The following is a 22731-nucleotide window of genomic DNA, read 5'->3' as shown; positions in this document are numbered from 1 at the left end:
TCATCCCCACACGGTGATCGCCGTGCACGCGCCCGCCACGACCAGCACCGTCAGGACGTCCCCGAGCCGCAGTCGCAGCGGCGGGCGGGTCGCCGATCGTGGTCCCCGTACCGCCAGCGCGTCGCCGAGATCGCGGACCTGGCGCATGGATACCGACACCACCGCGCCGACGGAGTCGGCCACCTCCTGCCACCATCCCGCCGGAGTGCGGATGCCGGGCCGGCCGCGGACCTTGCGCGCGGCGAACAGCACCCGCATCTCGGCGCGGACGGTCGGCAGCATCCGCAGCGCCAGCGCGCACACCGTCACCCATTCGTCGACGGGCATCCGTAGCAGTCGCAGCGGGGCGAACAGCACCGGCAGGGCGTCGACGAGATCGGACAGTCGCGTCGTCCACCCGACCAGCGACGCGAGCACCAGCAAACCCACGCCGAGCAGCATCGTCCGAACGTAGGCGGTGAGCCCGCCACCCGCAGCGTTGAGGACCAGGCCGACGGCGAGGACCGCAAACACCCACCACGGAATCGTCGGGACCACCCCGCGGGGAATCCGCGCGACGAGCAGACCCACCACCAGCACGGCGAGCAGGATGCCGAGCCCGGTCCAGCTCGGAGCGAAGCTCACCGCCACCGACAGCGCCGCTGCCGACAGGACCTTCGTGCCGGCCCACACCCGGTGCAGGGGTGTCTCCCGAGGCACGGGGCGCAGCAGGATGATCGGGCGTCGCTGGCGCGTGCGTGTGCGACTCATGCGATCACCGCTCCCGTCTGCTCCACGATGCGTCCGTCCTCGAGCACCACGGTGCGCGAACACACCTCTTCCATTCCGTGCAGGTCGTGGGAGATGACGACGACGGTGACGTGCTCGACCGCGCGTAGATGGGCGAGGATCGACACGACCTCGCGGCGGCCCCGCACGTCCAGTCCGGCCAGCGGTTCGTCGAGCACCAGCACCCGCGGGGTGCGGGCGAGTTGGGCGGCGATCGCGACCCGCCGCATCTCGCCGCCGCTGAGCCGGTCGATCGGCCGGTCGATCAGTTCGGGACGCAGACCCACCCGGTGCAGGACGGCGGCGACGTAGCCGCGGTCGGTGTGCGGAAGCCCGGCCACCTCGGAGATCTCCTGGGCCACGGTCGGTCGTTGCAACTGCAGCCGTGCCTGCTGGAAGACCATGCCCACTTCTCCGTGCAGATCGGCCGTCGGGGTGTCGTGCAGCACGGCCGTTCCGCGCGTGGGGCGCATCAGTCCGGCGACGATCCACGCGAGCGTGGACTTGCCCGAACCGTTCTCCCCGACGACCAGCACCCCTTCGCCGCGGCAGATCGTCAGCGACACCTCGCGCAGCGCGGTGTGTGCCCAGGGTGTGCCGGCCGCATAGATGTGCGTGACGTCGCGCAGTTCGAGGACCGGCTGCGGGAACGCGGGCGCGGTCGCCGCGACCGGTGCCGGCAGCGATGGCGCGGCGATCCTCGGGACGATGCGTCCGTCGGCGATGTGCACGATGCGGTCGGCCGCGCGGGCCTCGTCGTCGAGATGAGTGACGAGCACGACCGCGGTGCCCTCCCGCGCGACGTCCGCGAGCAATCGGATCAGTTCCACGCGACTGTCGGCGTCGACCATCGCGGTGATCTCGTCGGCGATGAGCAGTGCAGGTCGCCGGGCGAGTGCGCCCGCCAGCGCCAGCCGCTGCAGTTGCCCGCCCGACAGATCTTCCGTGGCGCGGTCCGCCATCCCGGCCAGGCCGACCCGCGCGAGCAGATCGGCGACGTCGACGTCCTCGAGTCCCCACCGCAGATCCTCGGCGACGGTGCGGCCGAGCACCTGGCTCTCGGGATGCTGCAGGATCATGGCCGTGCCACCGGGGCGTCCCGGACCGACGGATCCGGGCCGGTCGATCAGGCCGACGGTCGGCTCGAGTCCCGCGAGCAACCGTACGAGCGTCGACTTGCCCGAGCCGTTGCCGCCGACGATCGCGACGAACTCCCCCGGCCCGATCGTGAGGTCGATGTCCGAGAGGGCGTCGCGGTCGGTTCCCGGATACCGGTAACCGACGAGGCGCAGTGCGACGGGAAGCGGAGCCGGGTCGGCGGTCGGGTCCTGCTCGGGCCAGTCGACCGACCGGGTCGCCCACGTGCTGCGCAGGGCCACCACGCGGAAGATCCCGAAGCACAACAGCGCGGTCCCCACGGTGCCGACCAGCACCGCACCGCCGATCCACACCCACCACAGCCGCACCATGATCTCGAGGGTCCGTTCCCAGGTGTCGACGAAATGCTGCCCCGCACCGGCCACCTCGAACGCCCGGATCGTGCCGCGCATCGACGCTTCGAGCGCCTCGAGCAGCAGCACCCGGGTCCGGTCGAACAACAGCAGCAGACCGCAGGCGGCGGCCGCGAGCAGCAGCCCGGCGGGGACGGATCCGGCCAGCACCGCGAACACCGCCGCGTGACCCCACCGCCGGTGCGCGAACCCGACGAGCGTTCCGATCCCGGAGAGGACGACGACCGCGGCGACGGCGAACGGCCCACCGGCCACGAGCGCCACGACACCTGCGGCGACCGTCGCAGCGACGATCGCGCGCAGGCGGCCGGTGGCGGCGAGGAAAGCGACGGGGAGCGCGACGAGCACGTGGGCGACACCGACGGGTATCAGCCCGGTGACGACCGACAGCACAGCCGTCAACGTCCCGAAGACCGCCGCTGCGGCGGCCTCCGGTGGTCGAAGAGGTCCCCGTGTCCTGGTCACCGATCGCACCGGCCCCAGTGTGCCAGCCGCTAACGCGACTGCTTCTCCGGTGGCGTCATCTCCACCCGCACGCCGACGAGGCGAACCTCGCGGTCGTGATCGAAGCGGCCGAGCAGTCCGACGGCCGCATCGGTGACGGCTGCGAGATCCGTGGTGGGCGACGGCAGGGCGACACTCGCGGTGTGGGTGACGAACGGCGCGTAGCGGATCTTCAGCGCGACCCGCACTCCCGCTCGTCCCTCACCGCGGACGTCGTCGACCGCCCGCGCCGCGAGATCGCGCACGCACTCCGCGAGTGCATTCCAGTCGCCGACGTTGTGCTGGAAGGTCGTCTCCCGGCTGCGCGACCGGGCCACCCACGGTTCCGCCGACACCTCCGTCGAGCCGGCACCGGCACCCAGGCCGACGAGCCACGGACCGGTCCTGGGCCCGAACCGCGCCGCCATCTCGTCGACGGAAGCCCGGGCGAGTTCGCGGACCGTGCGGATGCCCATGTCGTCGAGTTTCTTCACCGTGCGTGAGCCGATGCCCCACAGCGAATCGGGCGAGAGTTCGCCCATCACCGCGAACCAGTTGTCGCGCGTCAGCCGGAAGACACCGCGGGGTTTTCCGAAACCCGTTGCGATCTTCGCGCGCAGGACGTTGTCGCCGATCCCGATGGAGCAGTGCAGACCGGTCGCGTCGAGCACCGCGGCCTGCACGCGCTGCGCGAACGCCTCCGGATCGTCGGTCTCCACTCCGAGAAACGCTTCGTCCCAGCCGAGTACGTCGACGACCACGCCGAACCCACGGAGTGTGTCCATCACGACCTGCGACACCTCGTTGTAGGTGTCGGCGTCGACGGGCAGGAAGACCGCGTCGGGGATCTTGCGCGCCGCGACCCGCAGCGGCATTCCCGACCCCACCCCGTGCTCGCGCGCCTCGTACGACGCCGTGGAGACGACTCCGCGCTCGGTGGGGTCGCCGCGACCGCCGACCACCACCGGTCGGCCCGCCAACTCCGGGTTGCGCAGCACCTCGACCGCGGCGATGAACTGGTCGAGGTCGACGTGGAGGACCCACTGGTCGATGCCGGGCGCACCCATGCCGACAACCGTAGGACGTTCACCGCGGTGCGGGCACGGATTCCGGGCGAGCGGTGCGGTTCGACCGAACAGTCCTTGCCTCGAGCATTCGCTACCGCTCTTGCCGTCCGCTATGGCAATTGCCGTAGCGGACGACCAATGGTGTAGCGGACGGACGGTCACATGACGTGGTGCCGACCTACGGGCAGCACGAGCGGCTTGCCGGAGACCGGATCGGAGATCACGCAGCTGTCCAGACCGAAGACCGTCTTTACCGTCTCACCGGTGAGCACCTCCGAGGGATCCCCCGACGCGTAGATACTGCCGTCGGCCATCGCGACGAGATGGTCGGCGTATCGCGCGGCCAGGTTGAGGTCGTGCAGCACCATCACGATGGTCGTCCCGCGGTCGCGGTTGAGATCGGTGAGCAGATCGAGCACCTCCACCTGGTGGCTGACGTCGAGGAAGGTGGTGGGTTCGTCGAGCAGCAGCAGGTCGGTCTGCTGCGCGAGCACCATCGCGATCCACACGCGCTGCCGCTGCCCGCCCGACAACTCGTCCACCGACCGCTCCGCGAGTTCGGTGGTGTGGGTGGCGGCGAGTGCGTCGGCAACCGCAGCGTCGTCCTCCCGGCTCCAGCGCGACAGCACCCGCTGGTGCGGATGCCGTCCCCGGCCCACGAGGTCGGCGACGACGATGCCCTCGGGGGCGATCGGCGATTGCGGCAGCAACCCGAGGGTGCGGGCGAGTTTCTTCGCGGGCAGCCGGTGGACGTCCTTGCCGTCGAGCAGGACGTGCCCGCCGCGCGGCGACAGCAGTCGTGACATCGACCGCAGCAACGTCGATTTCCCGCACGCATTGGCGCCGACGATGCACGTGATCCGACCTGGTGGCACCTTCAGGTCGAGGCTCTCCACGACGGTGCGGCTGCCGTACCCGAGTTCGAGTTTCTCGGCGATCAGGGTGTGCGATGCGGTCACAGCGAGCCTCCCGCGCGGTTGGAACGAATGATGAGGTAGACGAGATAGGGCGCGCCGAGCGCACCCGTCACCACGCCCACCGGGTAGCGCGTGCCGAAGGCGTACTGGCCGACGAAATCCGCGACCAACACGAGCAGTGCCCCGACGAGTGCCGCCGGGACGAACAGCGACGTTCCCCGTCCGACGATGCGGGCGGCGATGGGGCCGGCCAGGAAGGCGACGAACGCGATGGGTCCGGTCGCGGCGGTGGCGAAGGCGATGAGCCCGACCGCCGAGACGATCGCGATCAGACGCGTGCGCTCGACCCGCACACCGAGGGCCTGCGCGGCGTCGTCCCCGAGCTGGACCATCGACAGGTTGCGGGTCTGCACGAGCAGTACCGGCCCGAGCACGGCGAGGGCGACGACGACGGGCACCGTCGCACCCCACGTCGCGCCGTTGAGGCTGCCGGTGAGCCAACGCATCGTCTCCTGCAGATCCCAGGTTGCCGCAGTGCTCAGCAGATAGGAAGTGACGCTGTCGAGCATCGCGGCGATGCCGATGCCGATGAGGATCAGGCGTGTGCCCGCCACACCACCGCGATAGGACAGGCCGTAGATCAGCAGGGCCACGGCCAGACCGGCGACGATCGCGAAGATCGACACGCCGGTACCACCGAGGCCCAGCACGATGATGGCGAACGCCGCCGCGGCACCGGCCCCGGAGCTGATTCCGATGATGTCGGGGCTCGCGAGCGGGTTGCGGAGCATCGTCTGGAAGGTGATGCCGCCGAGCCCGAAGCAGACACCGGCGACCACCGCGAGGACCGCGCGGGGAAGTCTCAGGCGTCCGACGGTGAAGGTCGCGCCGGCCACGTCCTGTCCGAGGACGACACGCAGCACGTCCGCGGGCGGATAGAACGTCTTGCCGAACATCAGATTCGCGGCGAAGGCTGCGGCCACGAGAGTCGCGAGCACGGCGATGACGAGGTGTCGACGCCGTCCGCGCCGCACTCTGCCGGCGGCGAGTTCGTCGATGGCGGGTTCGGTGGTGGCCAGTGTGATTGTCACAGTTCGCGCAGTTTCTGCCGTCGGACGATGTACACGAAGAAGGGCGCCCCGATGAGCGCGGTGATGATGCCGACGTCGATCTCGGCGGGTCGGGCCACGATGCGGCCGACGACATCGGCGGCGGTGAGCAATCCTGCACCGACGAGAGCCGAGAACGGCAGCAACCACCGGTTGTCGATGCCGATGAGCAACCGGCACAGGTGCGGCACGACGAGACCGACGAACGCGATGGGACCGGCGATCGCGGTCGCCGCCCCGCACAGCAGGACGGCACCGAACGAGGCGACGCCACGGGCGAGAGCGACCCGTTCGCCGAGACCGGCGGCCATGTCGTCGCCGAGTGCGAGGGAGTTGAGGCTGCGCGCCGACAGCAGGCAGACGGCGAAGCCGACGCCGAAGAACGGCAGGGCCTGCGAGATGGCCTCGAAGTTCGCTCCGCCCACCCCGCCGATCTGCCACGACCGCACGCTGCCCGCGATGTCGCCGCGGGGCAGGATGACGGCGGTGACGAACGACGCGAGCGCCGCCGAGGTGGCGGCACCGGCGAGCGCGAGTTTGAGGGGTGTCGCTCCCCCACGGCCGAGCGATCCGATCGTGTAGACGAACAGTGCGGCCGCCGCGGCACCCACGATCGCGACCCAGATCATGGAGGTCTGGCTCCACAATCCGAACCAGGCCATGCCGATCACCACGGCGAGCGAGGCACCCATGTTGACACCGAGAATGCCGGGATCCGCCAAGGGATTACGGGTGACACCCTGCATCACGGCACCGGCGAGCCCGAGCGCTGATCCGACGACCAGCGCGAGCACCGTGCGCGGAATGCGTTTGGCGATCGCGCCCTGACCGATGTTGTCGGTCGCGCCTCCGAGAGCCGCGACGATGTCGGCCCAGTCGACGTTGCGCGAGCCGATGGTGATCGACGCGATCACCAGCAGAACGAGCACCCCGAGCAGGGCCAGAAGCCAGACGGAATTGCCGACGGCCGAGCGCCCTCGTTCGTGGGCGCTCGGCGTCGACTGCCGGTGTGGTGCGGTCACTCCGCGTTCGACTTGCCGGCTGCGTCGGCGAGCAACTCGACGTAATCGGAGAGCACCCAGGAGATGGCCAGAGGAGTGGGGTTGGCGGCGGTGCCGAGCGGGCCGGAACCGTCGAGGAAGACGATCGAACCGTTGCGGACCGCGGGCATCTGCGACAGCAGCGGGTCGGCTTCGAGCGCGTCGACGAGCGCCTGGTCACCGTAGGTGACGATGATCTGCACGTCGTCGAAGACGTCGACCTGCTCGGCGCTGACCTTCTTCGAGAACGCGTCGTCGGTGGAGGCATCCGCCACGCTCTTCGGGGTGGCCAGACCGAGATCCTCGAAGAAGGCCGCTCGCGTGTCGTTGGCGGTGTAGAAGCTGACCTGGCTCAGGTCGGCCGTGTCGACGTGGGTGAGGAACATCGTGGCCTTGCCCTCGAGTTCGGGGTGCGCGGCAGCGGCGTCGGCGATCTCCTGTTCCAGGCTCGCGACGAGTTCCTCGCCTTCCTCGGCCATGCCGAGGCCGGCGCTGTTGAGCTCGATCATGTCGCGCCACGAGGTCGCCCACGGCGCTTCGGGGTACGCGACGACCGGCGCGATCTCGCTGAGGGTCTCGTAGTCCTCCTGCGTCAGACCGGAGTAGGCGGCGAGGATGACGTCGGGGTTCGTGTCGGAGACGGCTTCGAAGTCGATGCCGTCGGTCTCGTCGAACAGGACCGGGGTCTCGGCGCCGAGTTCTTCGAGTCGCTCTTCGACCCACGGGAGCATGCCGTTGCCGTCGTCGTCGCCGAAGTTGGCGGCTGCCATACCCACGGGCACGACGCCGAGCGCGAGCGGCACCTCGTGGTTGGCCCAGTTCACCGTGGCGACGCGTTCGGGCTTCTCGTCGAGGGTGACGGTGCCGAGCGCGTGCTCGATGGTGATCGGGTATTCGCCCGAACCGGTGGAGCCGGAGTCGGTGGTGTCCGAGGAGTCGGAGGATCCACAGGCGGTGAGACCGAGGGCGACCGCGACGGATGCGGCGGCGATCGTCAGAAAGCGCTTCGAACGCATGGAGGCAGAACTCACTCTCGTACGGGGTGGGGGCTCGGCCTTACTACCGGCGGCAGTTAGGCGAGGTTTGCCTAAACCGTAATGTTCGCCCGAATCCTGCGCAATCGCTCGATCGGGACATCCCCTGTAGCGATCGGGACATCAGCCCACGCGGAACACCCCGGGCGTCGTGCCGGTGACCCTGCGGAAGGCCGCCCCGAATGCGCTCGCCGATCGATAGCCCACCTGTTCGGCAACCTCGTCGACATCCGTGCCGTGGCCGAGCAGCATCACCGCTCGCTGCGCACGGACCGCCGCAACCCACCGGCCGAGGCTCAGTCCGGTCTCCGACCGGAACGTACGGGTGATGGTGCGGGTGCTCACCCCGAGTTCGGCCGCCCAATCCGAGAGCGTCCGCGGATCGCTCGGGTCCTCGGCGATCGCCTCGACGATCGCTCGCACGACCGTCGACGACGGCACCTGCACCATCAGTTCGTGCTCGGCGGGGGTGAGCACGTCGAGCACCATGCGCTCGGTCAACGACCGCGACTCGTCGCCGAGACGATCGTCCGCCAGCCGGTCGAGCAGCAGTCGCAGCAGGGGTGTCATTTCCACCGCGACCGGACCGTCGGACAGCGAGGGAGCGGAGTCGATCCCGAAATGTGCGGTGCGGTACCAGGTTCCGGCGGGCATGACACCCCAGTGCAGCAGGCCCGCCGGAATCCACAGTCCCATGGCCGAGGTGATGGTCCATGTGCGCGACCCGATGGTCGCGCTGGACGCGCCCCGGTCGTTCCACAGCAGCTCGTGCGTCGGGTGCGAATGCGGCTCGAAGCGGGTCTCTCGGGAGACGAGTTCGTCCATGCCTGCGATGACGAACGGCACGTCGATCTCACCGGCCTCGTAGACCGGCAACGTCCTGCTCTCGGCCGCCTCGACGCTCTTCACCGACGCCCTCCTCCGCTCCGCGACGACGACAATTCTCACACGTCCCGCCGCCGGGGGTCAGTCCAGGATCTCGACGTACCCTTCGGTGCCGTGCACGCGGATGCGTTGCCCGTCGCAGATGATGCGGGTGGCGTCCTCCACGCCCACCACGGCCGGCAGCCCGTATTCGCGCGCGATCACCGCGCCGTGCGTCATCACCCCGCCGACCTCCGTCACCAGCGCGCTCACGGTCACGAACGCCGGGGTCCAGCTCGGGTCGGTGAACGCGGTCACCAGGATGTCGCCCGGTTCGAGGTCGGCTCGGTCCATATCGGCGACCACGCGGGCGCGTCCTTCCACGACACCGGTGGACACCGCGATACCGGGCAGCGCCCCGTCGGGGAGACCGTCGCGGCTGTACGCGCCGGTGAGCGTCTCCCCTGTCGACAGCAGCACCCGCGGCGGAGAGAGCCTGCCGAACGATGCGAACTCCCACTTCCGGTCGGCGACGAGGTCGCCGACCGGTCGTGGTGCGCGGACCACGTCCTCGAGTTCCTCGAACCGCAGGAAAAAGATGTCCTCCTTCTCGTCGATCACTCCCGCGTGCACGAGATTCTCGGCCTCCCGCAGGAGGGCCTGTTTGTAGAGGAGGTAACGCCCGACCATGCCGTACTTCGGGTACTCCCGGTAGCCCGCGAAGGCCCGCACACGGTGGACGAGCCTCTCGATCTCGTGGGCCTTCCGCTCTCCGTCCGGCAACGACCGCACGCGTTCGAGGAGTTCGCGCTTCTTCTCCTCGGCCTGCCGCCGACCGTCGTCGAATCGCTGTTTCGCCGCGCCGGGCCCGAAGTTGTCCAGATTGCTCACGATCGTCGGCACCAGCATGGTGGGGCGTTCGGCCCACCGCGGGCGGGTGATGTCGATTTCGGCGACGCATCGCCTGCCGTACTTGCCGAGAAAGTCCTCGAACGCCGCTCGTACCTGCGGTCCGCCCATGTGTGCGCCGAGTTCGTCGAGGAAACGTGCGTCGTCGAAGCCCTCCTCGTCGACCTGCCGGAGGAATATCACGACGTCGGGATGCGGACGAGCCGCATCGGCGACGTCCAGCAGCGCCAGCCCCATCTCCGAGGTGACGTTGTAGGGCACCGAGCGGGAGATCACGTCCGCAACGTTCTTCTCCCCCAACCATTCACGCCCCAGTTCGTTGAGCCGCTCGGCCGCTTCCATGCCCGCCGCGATCACCTCACCGACCTGCCGGCCGAACAACGCCTCCTGCAGATCGCGGATGTCGGCGCGAATGACATCGAGCAACGCCGAACCGGTCTCGTTCTCGACGCGACGCGCGGATTCGGCGATCGCGGCCTCGTTCTGCGCCACGAGTTCGGGGACGACGGCCGGGTCGATCTCGTCCGGGGCGGGTGGCAGACCGACCCGCGCGGCGGCAGGGTCGTCCGGGCGCGTCGGGACGAATCCTCGATCGAGCACGGTTCGCAGCGCGTCGCCGAAGAGCGGGTCGGAGCTGCCGATCATCCCGACGATGCCCGGTCCCTGGGTGGGTGAGGCCAGCATGGGCGTGACGTCGACGAAGAGCCGTCCACCCGCGTGTCGCATGGGCGCACGGCTGGTCAACTGCCACACGGAGATTCCCAGTGGCTTCAGCGGATCGGTCATCATCTGCTGGTGACCGACGGACAGGTACACGTGGTTGTCGTCGTCGTCGGCCTCCGGAACGGGAAACAGCGTGGTGATCGGGCGGCTCTGCACGATGTGGAAGACGTCGTCGGCCAGGCACCATTCGATGTCCTGGGGGTGCCCGAAGTGTGCTTCTATGCGCCTGCCCAGCCGCACGAGGTCGGCGAGTTGCGTGTCGGTCAGCACCGGTACCTCCTGCCGCTGTGTCCTGTCCACGACCTCGCCGGCACGCACCGCGTACGCATCGGCGTTCACCAGGCCCGACACCAGGTCGTCCCCGAGGCCGAATCCCGCATCCACCCGGGCCACCGTGCGGTCGGACGTCACCGGATCGGCGGTGAACAGCACACCCGACGCCTGCGGGGACACCATCCGCTGCACGACCACTGCCATGTGCACCTTCCGGTGGTCGACGCCGTTGCCGAACCGGTAGGTCACGGCGCGCTCGGTGAACAGCGACGCCCAGCACATGCGGAGATGCCGGAGCACCTCTGCCGCACCGACGACGTCCAGGTAGCTGTCCTGTTGCCCTGCAAAGGAAGCCGTCGGCAGGTCTTCGGCGGTCGCGCTGGAACGCACCGCGACGGGCACCCCCTCACCGAGTTCGCGAACGTGCGCGGCGATCTCCCCGGCGATGTCGTCCGGGATCGAGCACTCGCCGATCTCCGTGCGGACCTGCGCGCTCACCGCTCCGATATCGCCGGGGTCGACCTTCGCGAGTCGCTCGAGCAGGTCGTCGACGTGCGGTAGATCGGAAAGCACCTTTCGATAGGCATCCGTCGTCACACAGAACCCGTCGGGCACGTCGACGCCGTCGATGCGCCGCAACTCCCCGAGGTTCGCTCCCTTGCCACCGACGATCGACACCGCCGTTCGGTCGATCTCCCGAAAATTGTGTACATATCCCATTCCGGCTCCCCACCTGCTGATTCGATGCTGCGTGGGCGAGTATGAACCGAATCGCCGATCCTCATGAGGGCCGAGGATCCGGTATAACGTGAGAGGGGGAAGACGAATCCTGGCTCTACAGCGGCGCACCGAACTGCGAGCCCAGCAGCAACGCCCGGTCCGCCACCCGTTCCGCCAGGTCCACCCGCTCCTCGAGGCTTCCGGTGAGCAGCACCCAGGAGCGGCCCGTGGCCGTGAGCGCGTCGACGAACCACTCCGTCATCTCCGCTCGGATGTGTTCACCGTCCCGGATGCCGTCCTGCACGAACGGAACCCCGTGGTGATCGGTGAGCAGGTACAACGCTCGCCGGCCGCGGACGCCGCGCCAGGCCCGTTCGCTGCTGCCGAGATACCGCCGCTCCCACACGGTCGTCGCGAACGCGTCGGTGTCGCAGACGAGCAGCGGAGACCCTTCCCGTGCCGCGTCCTCCTCGAGGCGCGTCTGTTCGACGGCAATGTTCTCGAAATCGTCACCGGTCCAGACGATGTCGTTCACGTCTCCGGTGCCGAGCTTGTCGTGGGTGGCCTGTCGTCCGTATTCCGGCACCCACCGGGTTCGTTCCCAGACCCCTCCCCGTTTCCGGTACCGGCGTACCAGTTCGCGGCTGACGGTGGTGGTGCCCGTCGACTCGGCGCCGAGGACGACGATGCGGGTCGTGAGGCCGGCCCGGGCGGGTGCGTCCAGATCGTCCCAGCGCCCGGCGAGGTCGCCGCGACAGGCCGTGCCGGATGCGGGATGGGCGACACGCGACGGATCGACGCACACGTGAGTGGCTGAGAAGCGTCGAGCGAGTTCGTCACCGTACTTCTCGCTCGAGACCACCGCGTCGACCGGAATATCGGTGACGGTACGCGCGGCTGCTTTCATGCAGGCGACCTGCGCGGTCCATACGGTGTCCGATTCCAGGTCCATCGGCGCGTCGCACGGAATCCCGGTCACAGTGACCGTCGTGTCGGCGGCGTGTGATTCGCGCATCCACGACACGCGGTTACCCAACGGAATCGTCTCTGCCGCAGAGGACATGACGACGACGGTGACACGCTCGGCGACTTCCGCGGCACGGCGGACGAGGTGATGGTGACCGACATGGGGTGGATAGAACTTTCCGATGACGAGTGCGTGCCGGTACATCAGCGCACCTCCACCGGTTCCCGCTCGGCCGCCATCGAGCGTCGCCAGGCGAGCAGACCCCGGATGCACAGAAGCAGGAAGCCTCCGTACAGCAGCGCGGTGAGCGTCAGCCCCTTGTGCAGGTAGAGCGGGATGTAGATCAGGTCGGCCGTGATCCACAGCAGCCACGACTCCCACCGCTTCTTCGCCTGCCCCCAGGTCGCGAGCAACGAGAGCACGATGGTAGTCGCGTCCCAGAACGCGACGGTCGAGTTCGTCGCCACCTCGAGCAGTGCCGTCGACCCGATGACCGCAGCGACACCGACGACCGCGAGTACACCCCATTCGGTCGTGCTCGTGCCCGTCACCGGCAGAACGCCTCCCTCCCTGCCCCGCGCCCAGTTGCTCCACCCCCACACGGCGAGGGCGATGTACACGACCTGCAGTCCGGAATCGGCGTAGAGACCGGCGGTCGCGAAGAGCAGGATCCACACGATGTTGTTGACGATCCCGATCGGCCAGTTGAGGATCGACTGCCGGCCCACCAGGTACACGCACCAGGCGCCGCTGACGAAGCCGAACACCTCCGCCCAGGTGGTGGGCGCACCGAGTGCGGTGAATGCTGTCGAGTTCAGAAATGCGATCATCGTCGCCGCCTTTCGCTTGTGACGGCAATTAGATCATATTTGCTCTAAGTGAGGCAACGGTGAAGTGCGCTTCGGTGTTCTCGACAGCGCTGTGCGACGTCGAGAACACCGAAGTGTCGGAGAATCAGCGGGGTTCGGGGCCCTCCACGAGCGGCAGGGACTCGTCGGCGGTCCACGCGTTGAGCGAACCGTCGTACACCGCGACATCCGACCGGCCCGCGACCGCGAGTGCATGCGCGAGTCCCGAGGCTGCGATGCCGCCACCGCAGTAGGTCACCGGCGTGACGTCCGGGTTCAGTGCGCCCGCCTCGTCGAAGATCTCCCGCAGTTCCGCCGCCGGCTTCAGGCGCCCGGTCGACGGATCGACGAGTTCGCCGAAGGAAATGTTGATGCTGCCGGGGATGTGCCCGCGCCGTGGATAGGACGGGCTCTCACCACGGTAGGTCGCAGGATCCAAGGCGTTGATGATCAGCGTGTTCGGGTCGTCGAGCGACGCCGCAACCTCCTCCGTCGACCGCACCAACTCCGGACGATGCCGCGACGTGAAGGTCGCGCCGTGTGGCACCACCTGCTCGTCGGAGACCGGGTAGCCGGCGGCCTTCCAGGCGGGTAGCCCGCCGTCGAGCACGGCGGCATCGTCGAAACCTTCGAGTCGCAGCTGCCACCACAGCCGCGCCGCCCAGATGCCGTTCTTCTGGTCGTACAGCACGACGCGGCGACCTTCACCGATACCGACGGCGCCCGCGGCTGTGGCGAAGCGCTCCGACGGCGCCGCAGTGAACGGTTGCGGGGCTTGATGATCGGAGAAGTCCGTGAACAGGTCGGCGTAGACCGCACCGGGGATGTGTTCCTCCAGGTAGGTCGCCAAGCCGGGTTCGACGTGCACGGACCCGTCCGGCGGCATGCTCAGGTGCACGGTGGCATCGACGATGACGAGATCTTCGTCGCCCAACTGCTCGTACAACCACTCCGGAGAGACGGTGCTCGGCTTCGTGTCGCTCATCGAGGTCCTCCTCTGCACTCGGTATCTCCCTCCAGTAGAGCAGCCGTACGACCTGGGTGGGCCCGGCCCCGCTCAGCGGGGATCAACCCACCCGAATCGATTCGACTGGGCCGGGACCCCGCCGGGCGGGGTCTACCCCACCGAAATCGGGCGGGCGTTCCAGCTGTCCTCGACCACCCGCGGCTTGCACGCCTGGTAGGCGCCGGTCACCAGCACCGCGACAGCGACCGTCATGAAGACGAACGAGGCGGTCCAGCCCGAGGTGAGGTCGTGGAAGACGCCGAACAGCAGCGGGCCGAGGCACGCGGCGCTGTAGCCCACACCCTGGGTGAAGCCCGACAGAGCGGCGGATCCGGCGGAGGTGCGGGAACGCAGATTGATGAGGGTCAGCGCCATCGGGAAGGTGCTGGGCCCGAGTCCGAGGAGCACGACCCACAGGATCGGCGCACTCATCGGCGCGATCCACAGGCCCGCGAACGCGATGAGGAAACACGCGGCGCACGCCAGGACCACCGGGAACGGGTTCTCCATCCGCGCACACAGCGACGGAGCGCCGAACGCGGAGACCAGCCCCAGCAAAGCGAACAGTCCCACCATCGCACCACCGAAGGCCGGGCCGGCTCCGGCGTCGGCGAGGATGTCGGGAATCCACGTGAACATCGAGTAGGTGACGAGGGACGTCATGCCGAACATGCCGGCCATCCCCCAGCCCACCGGCGAGCGCCACACCCGGCCGGGGGCGTGCTGCTCCGCGGGTACGGCGTCCTCGGCAGCGTCGCCGCGGCGCCGCAGCAGGACCCACGTCCACGGGAGCGCTGCAGCGAATCCGATCAGCGCCCACACTCCGAGCGAGACGCGCCAGCCGAACGCGTCGGCGAGCGGGACCGCGACGAAAGCGGGCACGATGGTGCCGAGCTGCACACCCACGATGTATACCGAGCTGACGAGTGCCAGCGTGTCGGAGAAGTAGCGCTTGACCAGAGGAGGGATGACGACGTTGCCGATGCCCATCCCGCCCAGCGCGACGGCCGACAGGAGCAGCAGCGACCAGGTGTCGGTCATCAGCGCCCGGATCGCCATGCCGGCGCCTGCCATGAGCATCGCGATCAGCGCGGTGCGTTCGAGTCCCCATCGTCGGCCGAGCGCCGGGGTGGCCAGACCGAAGACCGCGAACATCGCGGTCGGGATCATGCCGAACACACCGACGATCGTGGACGAGAAGCCGATCTCCTCACTGATCTGCGCAGCGAGGGGACTGAACGAGGTGACCGCGAGCCTCAGGACGAGTGCCGACATCGCGATCGCACAGAACACCAGCAGACGACCACGAAGAAGACTCACGCCGAAAATCATAGGATGATGGGATGACTTTGGGAAAACCTGTTCAGCGCACGAACCTGATCGAGCAGGTCACCGAACAGTTGCGCAGCGAGATCTGCAGCGGACGCTGGAAGGTCGGTGAGAAGATCCCCACCGAACCGCACCTGTGCGAATTCACCGGCACCGGCCGCAACACCGTCCGCGAAGCCGTGCAGGCCCTCGTCCACACCGGCATGCTCGAACGTCGCCAGGGCTCGGGCACCTACGTCCTCGCGACCTCCCACGTCACCGGCACCCTCGGCAAGTATTTCGCCACGGCCCACGAACGCGACGTGCTCGAACTACGGCAGGCCCTCGACGTCACCGCCGCCGTCCTGGCCGCGCGTCGGCGCACCCCCGACGACGTGGCCCGGCTCGAACAGTTGCTCGCCGAGCGCAACCGATTGTTCGCCGGATCCGACATCGACGCCGCGGTGACCGCCGACGTCGCCCTGCACCGCGCCATCGTCGAGGCCAGCCACAACGCGGTGTACCTCGAGTTCTACGACTCGCTGCTTCCGTCGATCCGCCGCACCATCGACCGGCACGTCCGAGTCACGGGCCTGGGTTTCGAACCCGAACACACCACCTTGGTCGCCGCCGTCATCGCCGGCGACGAGGACGCCACCGTGGAGGCGGCGCAGGGGCTGTTCGCGGAGCTCACCGACTGAGAGGTAGGGACTCCGCCGATCATCGGACCCCGGCCGAGCGCAGGGCGTCCGCGAGGGTGTACGCCTCCGGAGAACTCAGGAGAAGCTCGTCGAAGTCGACGCCGGAGCCACCCAGCGCGACGCGCAGCACCGGACGGCCTCGCTTCATGGCGACCAGGCGCTTGATGCCGTGCGGGTGCCGGAAGGTGCCTACTTTCAGGTATCCGGAGATCACCAGGCCGGATCTGATGCCGAGGATCTCGGACGTCCATCCCGGCAGGACCTCCACGCCGGTGATCGCCGAGATCGGCACCTCCATCGCGGTTCGGCGGACCATGAAGGCCTCCCACCGAGAGAAGGACAGGTGGAGGGTTGCGTTGTCGCATGTCGTTTCGGCCATGACGTCGGACCTTCCGTCGACGGTAAACTGGCTACAGCACTGAGAACATTATCACATTGATAACAATGAGGGGTAGGTACCGATGGCGAAGACGCCGCCGATCGCGAAAGTCGTGCTGCACCCGGTCCGGCTGCGCATCGTCCAGCAACTCGGAGGACGGCAGCTGACCACGAGCGAGCTCCGATCGGCACTCCCCGACGTCACCCAGGCCACGCTCTACCGGCACGTCGCAGCCTTGATCGACGCCGAGATCGTCACCGTCGTCGACGAACGTCGCGTGCGCGGAACCGTCGAACGCACCCTCGCGCTCGGCGACCGTATGGCCCACGTCGGCCACGACGATCTCGCCGCCATGAGCGATGCCGAACTACGCAATGCCTTCGTCACATTCCTCGGCGCGCTCGGCGAGAGCTTCGACAGGTTCATCCAGGACGGCGATCGAAGCCTGCGCGACTATCTGGGTTTCGGGACTACCCCGCTCTACGTCACCACCGGCGATCTCGCGGAGATCCAGAGCAGGCTCGCCGACATCCTCGCCCCGTATCGTACGGATACAGGTGACGACCGGATGCGCATCACCCTGACGACCGCGGTGATCCCCGCTCCCCCCACCGCTCCATCCGAAGAGGAGTAGATCTCAGCGGAACCGGCCCACGTTCGCGTCGGCCCACTGCGCGAAGGACGAGAACCGAGCCGTCAGCAAATTTGTGCGTATTTCCGTTGCAGGGCAGACGAACCGGCAGATCCATCGCGGACGAACAGCCGATACACGGCGAATCGGGGTCACGACCCGGTGGCCCACCGAGCACGCGGGGAGCGCGTAAGTATCATTCCGGCAAACACCGCTCGAAGGGGAATACGGCGGCGGTAACTTTGGTACACCACATTTCCCTCGATGCCCACGTCCCCCAATACCTCTGTCACACATCATCGGAAACATTCCTGCTGCACTCTCCCCGGAGGCCGACGTGCGTGGATTCGGTATCGATCTCGGAACAGCCAACACCGTCGTCGGAACCCCCGACGAGGGCATAGTCCTCAACGAGCCGTCGCTGATGATGGTTCGCATCAAGGAGCCACGCCGAGCGCTCGCAATCGGCCAGGACGCGAGCGACCTCGTCGACCGCACACCTACCGGGATCGTCCCGATCCGCCCGATACGCGACGGGGTGATCGTGGATCTCGACACGGCACGGACATTCGTCACGGCCGTCCTCGCACAGATCTCACCGCGCCGGCACTACGGCATACGGCCGACGGGCGTCATCGCCGCTCCCGCAGGGGCCACGCCGCTCGAACGTCGCGCACTGCTCGAAGTCGGACACGAGGCCGGGCTCCGCAAGGTCGGCCTGATCCCCGAACCGGTCGCGGGCGCCCTCGGCTGCGGGATCGACCCGCTCGAACCCCGCACCCATCTCGTCGTCGACATCGGTGGCGGCACTTCGGAAGTCACCGCCCTCTGCTACGGCGGCGTCCTCTCCCATCGCAGTTGCCGCATCGCCGGCAACGACCTGACGAGCGCGATCCTCCGGTACCTCCGCGCGGAACACCGGATCCTCGTCGGCGAACTCACCGCCGAACGCGCGAAGGTGGGGGCACCCGACACCGCCGACGAGCGGTCGCTCGTCGTGGAGGGTCGCGACGCAGCGACCGGCCGGGCGCGCCTGGTGACGCTCGAGACCGAGGAGATCATGGACGCGGTGCGGCCCACCACGACCAGCATCGTGCAGACGTTGTCGACCTGCCTGGACGACCTGCCTCCACGCGCGATCAGCGACGTGATGGCCGAAGGCATCCTGGCGATCGGCGGAGGATCGATGCTCCGCGGTGTGCCGCAACTGCTCGAGGAGGCCTTCGGTCTCCCGGTGAAGACCGCCGACCGTCCTCTCACCTGCGTCGCCGAAGGCGCGACGGCCTGCATGGAACGGCCCGAGGTGCTCGCCGCCTACGCCGCGTCGTCGACTGCTGCCTGATCACTTACGGATTCGGTGCCCGGGTCTGCGCGAGGTAACGCTCGAGCAGACCCTTCACCACCGGCCCGGAAGTGGCCGAACCGAACCCGCCACCGCGCACCAGTGCCGTCACCACGACCTCCGGTGCCTCGGCCGGTACCACCGCGGAGAACCACGCGTTGAGACCCTTTCCGGGGGCCGACGGATCCTCCGCCGTACCGGTCTTGGCAGCGGCCGAGACCGGCAGGCTCGCAAGCTGACCGGCGGTGCCGGCCGAGGCGGACGCCCGCATGCCCGCCCGCACCGGTTCGAGCTTGTCCGCGAACGACAGCCGGTGCGGCGCCCCGGTGGGAATCGGAACCGCATCACCGGGGCCGTAGGCGGCGGCGAGCTGCGGGGTCACCACCTGACCCGACGCGATACCCGCCGTCCACCGCGCGACCTGGATCGGGGTCGCCGTGACGGTGCCCTGACCGATACCCATCAACAGGGTCGAGCCCGGATACCAGGCACCTCCGATGCTCTCGACGTTGTCCGGGGTGCCGAGGAAACCCGCGGATTCGGCGGGCAGGTCGATTCCCGAGGGAGCGCCCACCCCGAGTTCGGCGGCGGTCTCCGCGATGCGGTAGGGACCGAGGAGGTCGGCCAGTTGGTAGAAGTACACGTTGTCGGACCACTGGATCGCCCCGAGCAGATTGTTCGGGCCCATCGGCTGCCAGTTGGCGAAGGTGTGACCGCCGTAGGTATAGGCAGCGCCGCCTGCCAGGAACGCGTCCGGTGACAGCACATCGAAAGCTGCGTTCGTCGACGCCGTCACGATCTTGAACGTCGAGCCCGGCGGCACCGCCGTCTGGACGGCGTGGTTCAGCATGCGGCCCGGCCCCGATCCCGTGGTCTGCGCTTCGATCGCGGCCAGATCGGCCGGAGGTCCGTAGACGTTGTTGTCGTAGCCCGGCACGCTCGCCAGCGCCAGCACCGCACCGGTGCGGGCGTCCATCACGACCGCCGCGCCGAGGTCGCCTCCACTGGTGCGCACCGCCTGGGCGAGGGCCTCGGTCGCGGCCTGCTGCATACCGAGGTCGAGGTGCAGCCGCAGGTCGTGGCCGTGTATCGGATCGACCCGCTCCCCCGTGCCCACCGGTCGCCCGGACGGATCGACGTATACGCACTGGCGGCCGTCGACGCCGCGCAGCAGCGCGTCGTACTGCCGTTCCAGTCCCGCCTTGCCGACCCGCGATCCGAGCGCGAGGGTCGGCCAGACCTGCATGTCCTGCCGGTCCGCGACCCCGACGTACCCGAGGAGCGACGCGAGCACTTCCCCGTGCGGGTACTGCCTGCGTCCGGTCGGGTAGACCAGCACCCACGGCAGCCGGGCGTCGACGATCGCCCGGGCCTGGTCGGGCCCGACGCGTCCGAGCACGACCTGCAGTTCCCCGTCGCTCCGGAGTTCCTCCTCGAGCTGTTCCGGAGTGATGCCGAGCAGCGCGGCGAGTTCGTGGTGCGCCGACGGGTTGCTCTCGGCGAACATCCGGGCGACCACCGCGACGGTGTACTCGGCGACATTGGTCGCGACCGGAACGCCGGCCCGGTCGAGGATCTGCCCGCGTTCGGCGGGTAAACGGATGCAGCGCAACATCTGTGTGTCGCTGGTCGCGCGCAGTTCGGTGCCGTGGTCGGTCTGCAGCTGGTAGGCGAACACCGACATCGCGACGAGCGAGGCCGTCGTCAACACTGCCCCCGCCGTCACGCCCCGCGGCAGGCGCCGCTTCGTGGACTCGGTGGCCCACAGCTGCCGGGTCACACCGTCGCGGCGTACCGCGAGAACGAGGCCGATGGACACGAATCCGACGATCGAGGCGGTGCCCCCGTAACTGAAGACGGGAATCGGCATGCCGGTGTGCGGCAGCAGCGACAGGCTCTGGGCCACCGACACCGCGGTGTGCAGCCCGAACAGCCCGCCGACGCCCGCGGCGACGAGTGCCGCCTCCCGCGTCCGTGCCGTGCGGGCGGCGACCACCGAACGCCACACGATGATCACGACGGCCAGCACGACGGCGATACCGGCCGCCAAGCCCCACCCGTACACCAGGCTCGCGAAGGCCAGATCGTGCTGCGATTCGGGCAGGTACTGGGCCCTGAGGTCGTAGTCCGGTTCGCGCCCGAGACCCCACCAGCCCGCACTGCCGATCGCGATGTCCGCCTGCCATGCCGCCCAACCCGACCCCTGGGGGTCGGCGCCGCCGCCCGACAGGAAGACGTGGATCCGCTCGAGCTGGTACGGACGCAGGAACAGCACGGCCAGGGGCAGCGAGGCGAGCCCGAGTGCGAACAACGGGAACAGCGAACGCAGCGGCACCCGCCCCAGGACCAGCATGAGCAGCACGGTGGCCACGAGCACCACGGCGGTCGACAGGTCGGGCTGCAACGCCACCAGCGCGATCGGCAACGCCGACACGATCAGGACCCCCACGAACCTGCCGAGCGTGTATCCGCCGGCCAGTATCGCGGCGGGCACCAGAACCAGGGCGAGCTTGGCGATCTCGGAGGGTTGCAGGGTGAAGACACCCAGGTTCAGCCAGCGCTGGGCGCCTTTGGTCGCGATGCCGATCAACGGCACCGCCGCGAGCAGGACCACCGAGGCTGTGAACAACGCCCAGCCGAAACGACTCAGGGCGGCGATCCGCATGCGGGAGGTCGCCCACATCGCGCCGAGTCCCACTGCGGCGATCGCGGCGTGACGCACGGCGAGCGACGACATGCCGGTCGAGATCATGTTGAGCATGCCGAGTGCGACCAGCGCGACGGCCGCCGTGACGAGCCAGGGATCGGATGGGCGCCTATCCGCCGTCACGAGTGCCCCCGGGCACGCAGCCGGCGTTCTCGGCGGGAACGTACAGCGGCTCGGACGCGGCCGCTGCGGGGACGGTGGTGACCGCGGCGACCGCCAGTGCCGACCCGGGCGGCAGGTCGACGCTGCCGATGCCGTATGCCTCCGGCGCGCCCGGCGGCACCGGTACCGTGATCTCCCCGCCCGGCAGGACCACACCCGTACATCGGTCGTAGACCGTCAGATTCCAGGCCACCGCACCGACATTCGCTGCCGGGTCGAGTCCGACATCGACCCGCACCGTGCACGATCGTCCCGGCTCGCACGGGCCGTTCGCGAAGCTCGCGGCGACCTGCGTGACCGGTCCGGCGGCACCCGGCAGCGCGGTGGCGACGGGCCCCGGTTCGACGGCTCCCGGTGCGGCTTCGGGCACCGGCGGAATCGGAGGGGGTGGCGAGACGGGATCGATCCGATCGTCCATCGACGAGTCCACCGGGTCGAGGAGGGTGTGCCAACCGCGGTTCAGTTCCGACCATGCGGGGGGAGCCACCCACGCCACCGCGACGAGCGCGAGGATCGCGATCAGCGCGATGATCCACCGGCGCGGCGACAGGCGCCTCTTCTTGCGATGCCACACCTTCCCGGCGGGTGGGCGCGGGCGGTTCGGGGTACGAGTCCGCTCCGTCGTCGGGATCGGCATGTTCGCCCGTGCCGCGATATCGCTCCCCGAACGGGCGTGCCCCTTCACGGCGGAGACGAGCGCGGCGATCTGAGACCGCTTCCTTTCCCTCTCGGTCTCGTCGAATTCCGTTGCGGCAGCATAACGGACCCGTCTCGCCAGGCCGACCGGATCCGACGATTCGGCGATCGTCGCGTCCACCCGATCGGCAAGCGCTTCGTTACGGCAGTTCGTCACGATCCGGCGGAGCAGACCTGTCGTCGCATCACGCACCTCGTCCCAGGATCCCGCACTTCCGGCGCTGTCGATGGTGAGCTCTCCGTTCTCGGACACCATCACGGCATCGCCTCGGAGACGGATCGGATGATGGCCCCGGCCGTGCGCGAGTTCGAGCTGATCGACCGCGTCGGTGACGAGCAGCGCGGCCTGCGCAGACGTCAAAGTCACGACGGCAAGCAGTCTTCCGAGTTCTACGCCGCCGCCCCCTGCGTCGTCATCCACTCGTGTGTCCGGTCCGGAGCGAACCTCGACGGGCTCGTGGTCTCTCGCATGGATTCCCAAGACTGCTTCGATCATCGCGCATCCCGAAAACGCCAGGCCTCCCGCAAGTGTCAGCCAGACCGGAGCGGGCGGGTGAATTGATCTG

General features: G+C 68.8%; 19 protein-coding genes. 3 read left to right on the top strand and 16 right to left on the bottom strand.

The genetic code is table 11. The features are described from left to right. The 13 genes from A8G18_RS06600 to A8G18_RS06540 form a co-directional block, all read right to left on the bottom strand. Entirely contained in the window at nucleotides 1-750 is a 750-nt protein-coding gene (locus tag A8G18_RS06600) for an energy-coupling factor transporter transmembrane component T family protein (protein ID WP_064063233.1), read from the bottom strand. Continuing rightward, nucleotides 747-2744, bottom strand: coding sequence for an ABC transporter ATP-binding protein (locus A8G18_RS06595; protein WP_209447003.1), 1998 nt, complete (start codon nucleotides 2742-2744; stop codon nucleotides 747-749). The genes A8G18_RS06600 and A8G18_RS06595 overlap by 4 nt, the downstream gene beginning before the upstream one ends. Before the next feature lie 29 nt (nucleotides 2745-2773). Beyond that, the gene (locus A8G18_RS06590) at nucleotides 2774-3829 is read right to left on the bottom strand and encodes a DNA polymerase IV (protein WP_064063231.1); all 1056 of its coding nucleotides are present in this window, start codon (nucleotides 3827-3829) and stop codon (nucleotides 2774-2776) included. A gap of 158 nt (nucleotides 3830-3987) precedes the next feature. Then, the gene (locus A8G18_RS06585) at nucleotides 3988-4788 is read right to left on the bottom strand and encodes an ABC transporter ATP-binding protein (RefSeq protein ID WP_064063230.1); all 801 of its coding nucleotides are present in this window, start codon (nucleotides 4786-4788) and stop codon (nucleotides 3988-3990) included. Beyond that, nucleotides 4785-5837 carry a FecCD family ABC transporter permease gene (locus A8G18_RS06580; RefSeq protein WP_064063229.1) on the bottom strand — a complete coding sequence of 351 codons (1053 nt, stop codon included), beginning with the start codon at nucleotides 5835-5837 and terminating at the stop codon, nucleotides 4785-4787. Before A8G18_RS06580 ends, A8G18_RS06585 begins: the two co-directional genes overlap by 4 nt. Continuing rightward, a complete protein-coding gene (locus A8G18_RS06575) occupies nucleotides 5834-6877 on the bottom strand; it encodes a FecCD family ABC transporter permease (protein ID WP_064063228.1) in 1044 nt (347 codons plus the stop codon). Before A8G18_RS06575 ends, A8G18_RS06580 begins: the two co-directional genes overlap by 4 nt. Next, nucleotides 6874-7911 (bottom strand): iron-siderophore ABC transporter substrate-binding protein, encoded by a 1038-nt coding sequence (locus A8G18_RS06570; protein WP_016934104.1) that lies wholly within the window; start codon nucleotides 7909-7911, stop codon nucleotides 6874-6876. Before A8G18_RS06570 ends, A8G18_RS06575 begins: the two co-directional genes overlap by 4 nt. Before the next feature lie 141 nt (nucleotides 7912-8052). Then, nucleotides 8053-8838, bottom strand: a complete 786-nt coding sequence (locus A8G18_RS06565; RefSeq protein WP_064063227.1) for a helix-turn-helix transcriptional regulator — start codon at nucleotides 8836-8838, stop codon at nucleotides 8053-8055. A 57-nt stretch (nucleotides 8839-8895) separates the two neighbouring features. Then, entirely contained in the window at nucleotides 8896-11418 is a 2523-nt protein-coding gene (locus tag A8G18_RS06560) for a phosphoenolpyruvate synthase (RefSeq protein ID WP_064063226.1), read from the bottom strand. A gap of 115 nt (nucleotides 11419-11533) precedes the next feature. Then, nucleotides 11534-12589, bottom strand: coding sequence for an AAA family ATPase (locus tag A8G18_RS06555; RefSeq protein ID WP_064063225.1), 1056 nt, complete (start codon nucleotides 12587-12589; stop codon nucleotides 11534-11536). Continuing rightward, nucleotides 12589-13215 (bottom strand): nicotinamide riboside transporter PnuC, encoded by a 627-nt coding sequence (gene pnuC / locus A8G18_RS06550; RefSeq protein ID WP_064063224.1) that lies wholly within the window; start codon nucleotides 13213-13215, stop codon nucleotides 12589-12591. The genes A8G18_RS06555 and pnuC overlap by 1 nt, the downstream gene beginning before the upstream one ends. Before the next feature lie 124 nt (nucleotides 13216-13339). Beyond that, nucleotides 13340-14218 carry a sulfurtransferase gene (locus A8G18_RS06545; protein ID WP_064063223.1) on the bottom strand — a complete coding sequence of 293 codons (879 nt, stop codon included), beginning with the start codon at nucleotides 14216-14218 and terminating at the stop codon, nucleotides 13340-13342. A 132-nt stretch (nucleotides 14219-14350) separates the two neighbouring features. Next, complete coding sequence (locus A8G18_RS06540) at nucleotides 14351-15571, bottom strand: MFS transporter (protein WP_026003208.1); 1221 nt, start codon at nucleotides 15569-15571, stop codon at nucleotides 14351-14353. 11 nt (nucleotides 15572-15582) lie between these two features. Here A8G18_RS06540 and A8G18_RS06535 point away from each other — a divergent pair, with 11 nt between their 5' ends. Continuing rightward, nucleotides 15583-16248 carry a FadR/GntR family transcriptional regulator gene (locus A8G18_RS06535; protein WP_064063222.1) on the top strand — a complete coding sequence of 222 codons (666 nt, stop codon included), beginning with the start codon at nucleotides 15583-15585 and terminating at the stop codon, nucleotides 16246-16248. 19 nt (nucleotides 16249-16267) lie between these two features. Here the strand turns inward: A8G18_RS06535 and A8G18_RS06530 are convergent, their stop codons facing one another. Further along, complete coding sequence (locus A8G18_RS06530) at nucleotides 16268-16627, bottom strand: hypothetical protein (RefSeq protein ID WP_064063221.1); 360 nt, start codon at nucleotides 16625-16627, stop codon at nucleotides 16268-16270. A gap of 82 nt (nucleotides 16628-16709) precedes the next feature. On the opposite strand from A8G18_RS06530, the gene A8G18_RS06525 reads away from it, so the two are divergent. After that, on the top strand, nucleotides 16710-17261 hold the full coding sequence (locus tag A8G18_RS06525) for a helix-turn-helix domain-containing protein (RefSeq protein WP_064063220.1): 552 nt from the start codon (nucleotides 16710-16712) through the stop codon (nucleotides 17259-17261). A gap of 334 nt (nucleotides 17262-17595) precedes the next feature. Further along, the gene (gene mreB, locus A8G18_RS06520; RefSeq protein WP_064063219.1) at nucleotides 17596-18600 is read left to right on the top strand and encodes a rod shape-determining protein; all 1005 of its coding nucleotides are present in this window, start codon (nucleotides 17596-17598) and stop codon (nucleotides 18598-18600) included. A 4-nt stretch (nucleotides 18601-18604) separates the two neighbouring features. Here the strand turns inward: mreB and A8G18_RS06515 are convergent, their stop codons facing one another. Beyond that, nucleotides 18605-21430 (bottom strand): FtsW/RodA/SpoVE family cell cycle protein, encoded by a 2826-nt coding sequence (locus A8G18_RS06515; protein ID WP_064063218.1) that lies wholly within the window; start codon nucleotides 21428-21430, stop codon nucleotides 18605-18607. Beyond that, nucleotides 21417-22532 (bottom strand): hypothetical protein, encoded by a 1116-nt coding sequence (locus A8G18_RS06510; protein WP_245207791.1) that lies wholly within the window; start codon nucleotides 22530-22532, stop codon nucleotides 21417-21419. The genes A8G18_RS06515 and A8G18_RS06510 overlap by 14 nt, the downstream gene beginning before the upstream one ends. Nucleotides 22533-22731: the final 199 nt, after the last annotated feature.

Origin of the sequence: Rhodococcus gordoniae, assembly GCF_001646655.1 — a bacterium.
GTDB classification, from domain to species: Bacteria; Actinomycetota; Actinomycetes; order Mycobacteriales; family Mycobacteriaceae; genus Rhodococcus; species Rhodococcus gordoniae.
Note: the sequence above shows the minus strand (reverse complement) of the source record. Positions and strands in the feature narration are given on the sequence as shown.